7 protein-coding genes and 1 pseudogene are annotated in these 9,280 nt (G+C 72.7%); 5 read left to right on the top strand and 3 right to left on the bottom strand.

The annotated features are described in order from the left end of the window. Positions 1 to 10: 10 nt before the first annotated feature. Both CJ226_RS13315 and CJ226_RS13320 read right to left on the bottom strand, forming a co-directional pair. Complete coding sequence (locus CJ226_RS13315) at positions 11 to 1,198, bottom strand: MFS transporter (protein WP_257996658.1); 1,188 nt, start codon at positions 1,196 to 1,198, stop codon at positions 11 to 13. A gap of 35 nt (positions 1,199 to 1,233) precedes the next feature. Further along, a complete protein-coding gene (locus CJ226_RS13320; protein WP_180964600.1) occupies positions 1,234 to 3,258 on the bottom strand; it encodes a carboxypeptidase-like regulatory domain-containing protein in 2,025 nt (674 codons plus the stop codon). A 191-nt stretch (positions 3,259 to 3,449) separates the two neighbouring features. Here CJ226_RS13320 and CJ226_RS13325 point away from each other — a divergent pair, with 191 nt between their 5' ends. From CJ226_RS13325 to CJ226_RS13345, 5 genes are all read left to right on the top strand, one after another. Continuing rightward, complete coding sequence (locus CJ226_RS13325; protein ID WP_102209466.1) at positions 3,450 to 4,703, top strand: sensor histidine kinase; 1,254 nt, start codon at positions 3,450 to 3,452, stop codon at positions 4,701 to 4,703. Next, complete coding sequence (locus CJ226_RS13330; RefSeq protein WP_062637199.1) at positions 4,700 to 5,389, top strand: response regulator transcription factor; 690 nt, start codon at positions 4,700 to 4,702, stop codon at positions 5,387 to 5,389. Before CJ226_RS13325 ends, CJ226_RS13330 begins: the two co-directional genes overlap by 4 nt. A gap of 38 nt (positions 5,390 to 5,427) precedes the next feature. Then, positions 5,428 to 6,609: a benzoate/H(+) symporter BenE family transporter gene (locus CJ226_RS13335; RefSeq protein WP_102209467.1), complete on the top strand. Its 1,182-nt coding sequence runs from the start codon at positions 5,428 to 5,430 to the stop codon at positions 6,607 to 6,609. Positions 6,610 to 6,715: 106 nt separating this feature from the next. Next, positions 6,716 to 7,600, top strand: coding sequence for an ABC transporter ATP-binding protein (locus tag CJ226_RS13340; RefSeq protein ID WP_102209524.1), 885 nt, complete (start codon positions 6,716 to 6,718; stop codon positions 7,598 to 7,600). Next, a complete protein-coding gene (locus CJ226_RS13345; protein ID WP_374754538.1) occupies positions 7,597 to 8,724 on the top strand; it encodes an ABC transporter permease in 1,128 nt (375 codons plus the stop codon). Before CJ226_RS13340 ends, CJ226_RS13345 begins: the two co-directional genes overlap by 4 nt. Positions 8,725 to 8,808: 84 nt before the next feature. Here CJ226_RS13345 and CJ226_RS13350 read toward each other — a convergent pair. Then, positions 8,809 to 9,280 (bottom strand): annotated as a pseudogene (locus CJ226_RS13350) (1-pyrroline-5-carboxylate dehydrogenase); the annotation flags it as partial.

The following is a 9,280-nucleotide window of genomic DNA, read 5'->3' on the forward strand; positions in this document are numbered from 1 at the left end:
GCCGCCGCGGTCAGCCGGCCCCGGTCGGACGGGCGTCGGCACGCGGCGGTCGCAGCCCGAGGAGGGCCAGGGCGCCCGCCCCCGCCGTGAGCGCTGCGATGACGCCGATCCCGACCGCCGGCACCGTCGCCGTCGCCACGGCCCCGGCGACGAGCGGACCGCCCGCGTCGCCCAGTTCCCGACCCAGCTCCGCGCTGCCCATCGTGCGCCCCATCCGTTCGGCGGGCGTCGACGCCGCGAGGTGCGAGAAAGCCACCGGCGTCGCCAGCCCCACCCCGGCACCGACCAGCACGCCCGTGAGGGCCAGGACGACCGGGGTCACCCACAGGGCCGAGAGTCCGACGCCGACGCCGATGAGAAGCAGCCCGCCGACCGCGCCGAGGCGGACCGAGAGCGGGCCGCGATCGTGCGCCGCCCCGACCAGGGGCTGCACGATGCTCGACACGACCGCCAGCACCGTGACGATCGCCATGCTGCCCACGGTGCCGAGTCCGGCCTCCCGGCCGAGCAGCGGGAGGAAGCCGACGGCCACGGCGAGCGCGCCGGTCGTGGCCGCCAACACCAGGGTCGGCACGAGGAACCCCGGGGCGAGGAGCTCCCGGCCGAGGTCGACGAGGGTCACCCGTTTCCGGGGCAGCACCGGCACGGCGGGGACGGCGACGAGCACCCATCCGGCCGCGGCCAGCCCGAGCACGGCGAGTGCCCAGAACAGCGCCGGGATCCCGCCCGCCACCACGAGCACCGCACCGAGCAGGGGGCCGAGTGCATATCCGAGACTCTTCCAGGAGCCGTAGCGGCCGAAGTACCGGCCACGCGACGCCTCGTCCGTCAACCGCGCCACCGCGGCGGAGGAGGCCGGGGAGAACGCCGAGGCCGCCGCCCCCTGGCCGAAGCGCGCGATCACGAGGCCGATCATGCCGGGGGCCAGCGCTCCGACCACCGAGAACGCGGCGAAGGCCAACAGACCGCCGAGGATCACGGGACGCACCCCGACCCGGTCGCTGAGCGCCCCGAAGAGCGGTTTGAGCAGTACCTCGGCGAGGTCGTACAGCGCGAGCGTGAAGCCGAAGGCCAGCAGCGTCCAGCCGATGTCCTCGGTCTCGGCGCCCAGGGCGGCAGCGATGCCGTGCGCGCCGAACGCGGTGGTGAACCCGGCGAGATAGAGCGGTGCCAGCCGCGGGCGCGTCGAGTCGGTCACACTCGATCCTGGCAGGTCCCCGCCCGGCATCCCCCTCAGCCGTGCCGACGACGGCGTCGGAGCAGTGCTCCTCCGCCGAGGAGGAGCACGACCGCCACCAGCAGCGCGAAGGACGGGAACTCGCCGCCGGTCGCGGCGAGGTTCTCCTCGTTCCGCGGCGGTGCCACGGCTTCTCCCGACGTGCCTCCCGAGGCGCCGGGGACGATGTCGAGCCGCACGCTCGCCACCACATTCCGCTGCGCGTCCAGCGCGACCACGGTGTGCGTTCCGGCCGGGAACCCCGCGGGAATGCGGAAGTCGTTCGAGAACGCCCCGTCGATCCCCGCCACGGCCCGACCGAGTTCGGCCGGCTCCGACCGGATCTCCAGCGTGACCGCCTCACCGGGCGCGAAGCCCGATCCCGAGATCGTCAGCACTTCTCCGGCGAGGATCGAGGCCTGCGAGAGGGTGAGCGTGGGCGACGCTGACGGCGCCGTGCACTCCGCGGACAGCATGACGTCCCGTCCCGACACGGTGGCGCCGGGCTCCACCCGGAAGGTGTCGGCCCCGAGGAGCGACTGTGCGCCGCCGAAGTACCCGGTGCAGAAACCGGGCATCTCCACCCGCAGCGTATAGACCCCCGCGGGCAGCGACCCACCGGGAGCCTCGGGATCCGCTCTCCCCCCCAGAGTGAATCGCCCCTCCGTGTCGAGCGTCGCCACGTCCCGCCAGCCGGACGCCGTCCAGAGGAGGGCCGTGACCGTCGCCCCGGAGACCGCGGCACCGCCCGCGGTCGACACCGTCCCGTCGATCGCGCCGCCCGGCGCCAGGTCGAAGTCCACTCCCGCGCGATCGCCGCCCGCGGCGAGCACGACAGGGGTCGCCTCGGTCCGGGTCGCGACGCCGTCGAAGAACTGCGGGGCGAAGATCATGTCGTACACGTTCGCCGTGGCTCGCACGATGTAAGTCCCGGCGGGGACGGCCAGGCGGTACGAGCCGTCGGGCTGCGTGTAGGCCATGCTGACGAGGGTGTCCCCGCTGTACGCCTCCACGATCGCGTCGCCGGACAGCGCGCCGGACGTGCGCACCACGCCGGTGATCATCCCGGTCGCGTCGAGAGTCGCATCGATGTCCGCGATGGCCTGCCCCGGGGCCACGGCGATCCTGGCCGCGTCCTTCTCCTGCCGCGCATCCTTCCAGTACTCGGGGATGCCGCGTCCGCCGTTGGGAACGAACGCCACCGCGTACTCCCCCGGCGGCACGGAGAGGGTGTACGACCCGTCCGACGCGACGTCGGCCTGCGCCCAGGCACCCGTCGCGTCGTCGGTGGCGGTGACCCACCCGGCCACGGGCGAGCCGTCGATCGCCAACGTCATCGACCCCTGGATCACGCCGAGCTCGGCGAGGAAGGCATCCACTCCCCCACGGTCCTCTCCCGCGGTCACGCGAACGGCCGTCGCCTTGCGGTCTCCGTAGGCGTCGTCCCAGAACTCGGCGGCCAGCGCCGGCTCCGCGGGATCGAAACGGACGTGATAATCGCCGGCAGGGAGACCGTCGATCCGATAGGTCCCGTCGGCGCCCGTCTGCGCGACACCCGACCGGGAGAAGTCGGCGGAGTCCACGCGCACGGTCACGCCTTCGAGCGGCGAGCCGTCGGCCTGCCGCATCACGGAGCCGCTGATCGCCCCACCGAGCGTGAGGGCGGCATCGACACCGTCGACGGGTTCTCCCTCGGCGACGATGAGACGCTGCGCGGCCGCACGCGACGACGCATCGTCCCAGAACTCGGAGATGAAGTCCGTCCCGGAGGCATCGAACGCCACGACATACTCCCCCGCCGGAAGGTCCGGCACGAGGTACGCACCCGTGGCATCGGTCGTCGTGAGTTCGAAGACCGACGCGTCGTCGGTCGACACCGAGACGGTGACGCCCGCGAGAGGGGAACCGTCCGCCTCCGCCGTCACCGTCCCCGCCAGGGATCCCCCTGACGCGGCACCGGCTGCGGTCGCGCCGCCCAGTGCGAGTGCGAGGGCCGCGGCCCCGCCCATGATCGACCGAAAGAACGCGCGTCGTCGCGCCATGTCCCCACCCTCCGGAGGAGGCCGGCGCAGCCCGGTGCTGTCGCGGTCGACCTCGAGCTCTGCCGATCCCGCGGCAACGCCTTCTCCGAAGGTAGACGATCGACGCATCGGAAAGGAATAGGCAGATCACAGACGGCCGTCTCCGTCGCGCGGGGGATGCCGCGCGACGGCCCCCGCCCTACGGTGGAGGGATGGCCTTCACCCGGACGCCGACCCTGCGCGACCAGCGCGGCGACCTCCTCCTCGCGCTCGTCCTCTTCGTCGGCGCGATCCTCAGCGCGGCGCTCTCCTCCATCGCCCAGGTCAACGGCGACGAGCAGGCTCCGCTGTGGACCGCCCTCGTCTACGCCGTCGTGGTGGCGGCGCCGCTCGGTTTCCGCCGGCGCTGGCCCGGCACCGTGGCCGTCGTGGTGTCGCTCGCCTACTTCACCGCGGTGACGATCCGGGTACCGGAGATCTACGTCGGCAACATCGCGATGTTCATCGCGCTCTACACGGTCGGCGCCTGGATGAACGACCGCCGCAAGGCCCTCATCGTCCGTGTCGCGATCATCGTCGGCATGTTCGTGTGGCTCCTCATCACCATGTACCGCGACGCGATCAGCGAGGCGGACAAGGCGGACGTCGTCGCCGGTGCCATGTCGCCCTATGTGGCCTTCATGCTCATCCAGATCCTCCTCAACGTCCTGTACTTCGGCGGCGCCTACTACTTCGGCGAGCGCTCCTGGGCGGCGGCGGAGCAGCGCACCGTGCTGGAGGAGCGCACCCGCGAGCTGGAGCGCGAGCGCGAGGTCACCGCGGCGCAGGCGGTGGCCCTCGACCGGGTGCGGATCGCCCGAGAGCTGCACGACGTCGTCGCCCACCATGTATCGGTCATGGGCGTGCAGGCGGGCGCCGCGCGCCTCGTGCTCGAGAGCGATCCGGCGCAGTCGGCGCGCATCCTCTCCGGGATCGAGTCCTCCGCGCGGGACGCGATCCAGGAGCTGCGCCAGCTGCTGGAGACCCTGCGCACTCCCGGCGGCGACACGACCGAGTCGGCGTCGACCGTCTCCCTCGACGACATCGCCGCCCTCGCGGAGGCATCGACGGAGGCGGGCCTCCCCACCGCGTACACCGTGATCGGCGATCCGGTGCCGGTGCCCTCGCTCGTCGCCGTGAACCTCTACCGGATCGCGCAGGAATCGCTGACCAACGCCCGTCGGCACGCCGGGCCAGGGGCGACTGCGGACGTGCGCGTGCGCTACGACGCCGACGGCGTGGAGGTCGAGGTCGTGAACACCGGCCGTGCCATCGCCCAGCTGCGTCCCGGCCTCGGCCAGCTCGGGATGCGGGAGCGCGCGGCGGCCTCCGGCGGCACGTTCGAGATCGCTCCGCGCGCGCCCGGCGGGGTGCGGGTGCGAGCGCGGGTGCCGCTCGGCGCACCCGTGACGGAGGCCGCACGGTGACCGCGCCGATCCGGGTGCTCCTCGTCGACGACCACGCTCTCCTCCGCGCCGGCTTCCGCACGATCCTCGACACCCAGCCCGACATCACCGTCGTCGGCGAGGCCTCGACCGGGGCGGAGGCCATCGCGCAGGCCGCCGACCTGCGCCCTGACGTGATCACGATGGACGTGCAGATGCCCGACATGGACGGGATCGAGGCGACGCGCCGCCTCGTGGCCGACCCCTCGGTGAGCGCCGCGATCGCGATCGTGACGACGTTCGATCGCGACGACTACCTCTATCAGGCGCTCGAGGTCGGCGCGAGCGGGTTCCTCCTCAAGAACGCGGGTGCCGAGGATCTCATCTCCGCGGTGCGGGCTCTCGCGGCCGGGGACGGCATGCTGGCACCCGAGGTGACGCGCCGCGTCCTCAGCCGCTTCGCCGGAGCGACTCCGGAGACCGGCGCCGCTCCCGCCCGCGCGGTGACGAAGACGACCACGACCCCCGTCCTCGCGGAACCGCTGACCGAGCGGGAGGCCGAGGTGCTGACCCTGCTCGCCGACGCCCGCAGCAACGCCGAGATCGCCCGCGCCCTGTTCATCGGGGAGGCCACCGTGAAGACCCACGTCTCCCGCATCCTGCAGAAGCTCGGCGCCAGGGACCGCGTGCAGGCCGTCGTGCTCGCGCATCGGATGGGGCTGGCCTGACCGGAGGCGGACCGCTCCCCCGCGATACTCTCGGAGCCATGCCCGCCGCCGCCCCCGTGTCCCGTCCGATCGTCGCCGGGATCGTCACGGCGCTCGTGGGGTTCACGAGCTCGTTCGCGGTGGTGCTCACGGGCCTCGATGCCCTCGGCGCGTCGGCGGCGCAGGCGGCCAGCGGACTCCTCGCCGTAAGCCTCGCGATGGGGCTCGCCTGCATCGTGCTGGCCTGGCGCTACCGGATGCCGATCACGGCCGCGTGGTCCACTCCCGGTGCCGCCCTGCTCGTGGCGACCGGCAGCGCCGAGGGCGGCTGGCCCGCCGCGGTCGGGGCCTTCCTCGTGACCGCGGCCCTCATCCTCCTCACGGCGCTCTGGCCCGCGCTCGGAGCTTTGATCGCCCGGATCCCTCCGTCGATCGCGCAGGCCATGCTGGCGGGAGTGCTGCTGCCGCTCTGCCTCGCGCCGATCACGGGGGTCGTCGCAAACCCGTGGGGCGTGGTCCCGGTGGTGCTGACCTGGCTGGTCTTCGCCCGACTGGCTCCCCGGTGGGCCGTGCCGCTGGCGTTCGTCGCCGCGGCCGCGGTCGTCGCCGTGTCCCTGGTCTCCGCGGGGACCGCCGTCGACCCGGCGGTCCTCCTGCCACGGTTCGAGCTGACGATGCCGGCCTTCACGGTCGGGGCCCTGGTCGGCATCGCCCTGCCGCTGTTCATCGTGACCATGGCGTCGCAGAACGTGCCGGGTATCGCGATCATGCGCAGCTTCGGCTACGAGGTCCCGTGGCGTCCGGCGATGCTCGTGACCGGTCTCGGCACGGCCCTCGGCGCTCCGGCCGGCGGGCACGCGATCAACCTCGCCGCCATCAGCGCGGCCCTCGCCGCGTCCCCCGACGCCGACCCCGACCCCGACCGGCGCTGGCTCGCCGGGGTCTCCACGGGGGCGTCCTATCTCGTGCTGGGGGCGTTCTCCGCCGCCTTCGCGACCCTCGTCGTGCTCGCCCCGACGGCGGTGATCCCTGCGGTCGCGGGGCTGGCGCTGTTCGGCGCCTTCGGCGCGGCCGTCCAGCAGGCGATCGACGACCCCGGCGAGCGCCTCCCCGCGGTCGTCACGTTCCTCGTCGCCGCCTCGGGCATCGCCGTGCTCGGGGTGAGCGCGGCATTCTGGGCGCTGGTCGCCGGCCTGCTCGTGCGCACGGTGCTGCACGCCGGCCGTCCGCCCCGCGGCTGATCCGTGGCAGTCCCCCCTGCGGGGGATGCCCCGCCCCGCCCGTGCTCAATAGCGTGAAGGTCATGCGGATCACCATCGGACGGAGCACCACGACATGACCACCGGACTGCTGGAACTCTCCGGCATCACCAAGAGCTACGGCAGCCGCCGGGTGCTGGACGACGTGTCGTTCACGGTCGCGCCGGGCCGCCTCACCGGCTTCGTCGGCGGCAACGGCGCCGGCAAGACCACGACCATGCGCATCATCCTCGGGCTGCTGTCGTCGGACGGCGGACGAGTCGACCTCGACGGGGCGCCCCTCACCACCGCCGACCGCCGTCGCTTCGGCTACATGCCCGAGGAGCGAGGCCTGTACCCGAAGATGAAGGTCCTGGAGCAGATCGTCTACCTCGCGCGCCTCCACGGGTTCGGCAAGCCGGACGCGACGGAGCGGGCGACCGCGCTGCTCACGGAGCTCGGACTCGGCGAGCGCCTCGACGACACGATCGAGTCGCTGTCGCTGGGCAACCAGCAGCGGGCGCAGATCGCCGCGTCGCTCGTGCACGACCCCGAGGTGCTGATCCTCGACGAGCCCTTCTCCGGCCTGGACCCCCTCGCGGTGGACGTCGTCGCCGGGGTCCTGCAGGCCAGCGCGGCCCGCGGCGCCTCGATCCTCTTCTCCTCCCACCAGCTCGACGTGGTCGAGCGTCTCTGCGACGACCTCGTCATCCTCGCCGGGGGCACCATCCGTGCCGCCGGGTCCCGGGACGGGCTTCGCGCCGAGCACGCCCGCGACCGGTACGAGCTCATCTCCGCGGGCGACGCCGGGTGGCTGCGCACCGAACCCGGGGTCACGGTCGTCGACTTCGAGGGCGGCTACGCGCTCTTCGACGCGGACGGCCCCGACACCGCGCAGCGCGTGCTGCAGTCGGCGGTCGCGCGCGGCGACGTCGCGAGCTTCGCGCCCAAGCACCCCTCCCTCGCCCAGATCTTCAAGGAGGTCATCCAGTGAACGCCTCGACCCCTTCGACAGGCTCAGGGACCCAGCACTCCGCAGGATCGGGGAACCCCGCACGGAACGGGATCTGGCTGGTCGCCGAGCGGGAGATCGGCTCCAAGCTCCGCAGCAAGGCGTTCCTGATCTCGACCGGCATCCTGCTGCTCATCGCCCTCGCCGGCGTGCTGTTCGGCGGCTTCGTAAGTCAGAACACCGACGCCATGCCGGTGGCCGTGACCTCGGAGACGGCGGGCGCCGTGTCCGCACTGCCCGACGTCGAGGTGACCGAGGTCGCCTCCCGCGCCGAGGCCGAGGAGCTGGTCCGCGACGGCGACGTCGACGCGGCGGTGCTCCCGGGCGACAACCCCGCCGGATACACGATCATCGCGCTGGAAGATGCGCCCGGATCGCTCGTGTCCGCGCTGTCGCTCTCGCCCGAGGTCGTGATCCTCGAGCCGGTCACCACCAACCCGCTGCTGCGCTACTTCATCGCGATCGCGTTCGGGCTCGTCTTCATGATGGCCGCGGCCACGTTCGGCGGCACCATCGCGCAGAGCGTGGTCGAGGAGAAGCAGACCAGGGTCGTGGAGGTGCTGCTGTCGGCGATCCCGGCGCGCACGCTGCTCGCCGGCAAGGTGATCGGCAACACGGTGCTCGCGATGGGACAGATCCTCGCCCTCGCGGCCGTCGCCACGATCGGCCTCATCGTGACGGGTCAGCGGGAGGTGCTGACCACCCTCGGCGCCCCCATCATCTGGTTCGCGGTGTTCTTCCTGTTCGGGTTCATCCTGCTCGCGGCGATGTTCGCGGCGGCGGCCTCCATGGTGTCCCGCCAGGAGGACATCGGCTCGACGACGACCCCCATCACGATGCTCATCATGGCGCCGTACGTGCTGGTGATCGTGTTCAACGACAACCCGCTGGTGCTGACGATCATGTCGTACGTGCCGTTCTCGGCTCCGGTCGGCATGCCCATGCGCTTGTTCGTCGGCGAGGCGCAGTGGTGGGAGCCCCTCCTGAGCCTCGCGATCCTCCTGGCGAGCTGCGTCGCGGCGATCGTCGTCGGCGCGAAGATCTACGAGAACTCCCTGCTGCGGATGGGCTCGCGCGTGAAGCTCGCCGAGGCTCTGCGCGGCTGATCCCGAGACCCCGCTTTCGCGTCGAGACCCCCTGCTGCACGCGCGTGCAGCAGGGGGTCTCGACGTGTACCCGGGGTCTCGGCGTCAGAGGAGGCCGTCCGAGAGGGTGGTGGGGTTGCCGAAGCGGTGGTTGGTGATCGACACGGCCTGCTCGTGCAGGAACGGGAGCATCTCGACCCGGCCCGCTCCGGTCACGGCGTGCGACCACACCGCGACGTCGGGGCTGCCGTCGAGGGCCGTGTGCAGCGCGGCGGCATCGCCACCGACGAGCCGCACCCGCTGCCACGACCGGGCGCCCTTCGCGTAGCGCTTGGTCCACGCGGCATCCGACTCGGTCTTCACGGCCACGCCCTGGGTCTTGAGCGCCTTCTCCACGCGGGACGGCAGCGACGCCGCCGACACGGTGAACGGGCTGCCGCTGCGCAGGGCAGCGGCGAGCACGCGGACTCCCTCGGCCAGCGGCGCGTCCTCGGCGATGCGCACGTCGACCGCCACCGGACGGTACCGGAACACGTTGCGCTCGACCCCGAGTCCGGACTTGTCGCTCACAGCGCCG

It is taken from the genome of Microbacterium sp. UMB0228, assembly GCF_002871415.1.
Lineage (GTDB): Bacteria > Actinomycetota > Actinomycetes > Actinomycetales > Microbacteriaceae > Microbacterium.

What these genes read in the sequence shown, in the direction of transcription:
- CJ226_RS13335 (WP_102209467.1), top strand. Translation starts at nt 5,428, where the DNA reads ATGCCCGCCGCCGCCCCCGTGTCCCGTCCGATCGTCGCCGGGATCGTC.
- CJ226_RS13320 (WP_180964600.1), bottom strand. Translation starts at nt 3,258, where the DNA reads ATGGCGCGACGACGCGCGTTCTTTCGGTCGATCATGGGCGGGGCCGCG.
- CJ226_RS13325 (WP_102209466.1), top strand. Translation starts at nt 3,450, where the DNA reads ATGGCCTTCACCCGGACGCCGACCCTGCGCGACCAGCGCGGCGACCTC.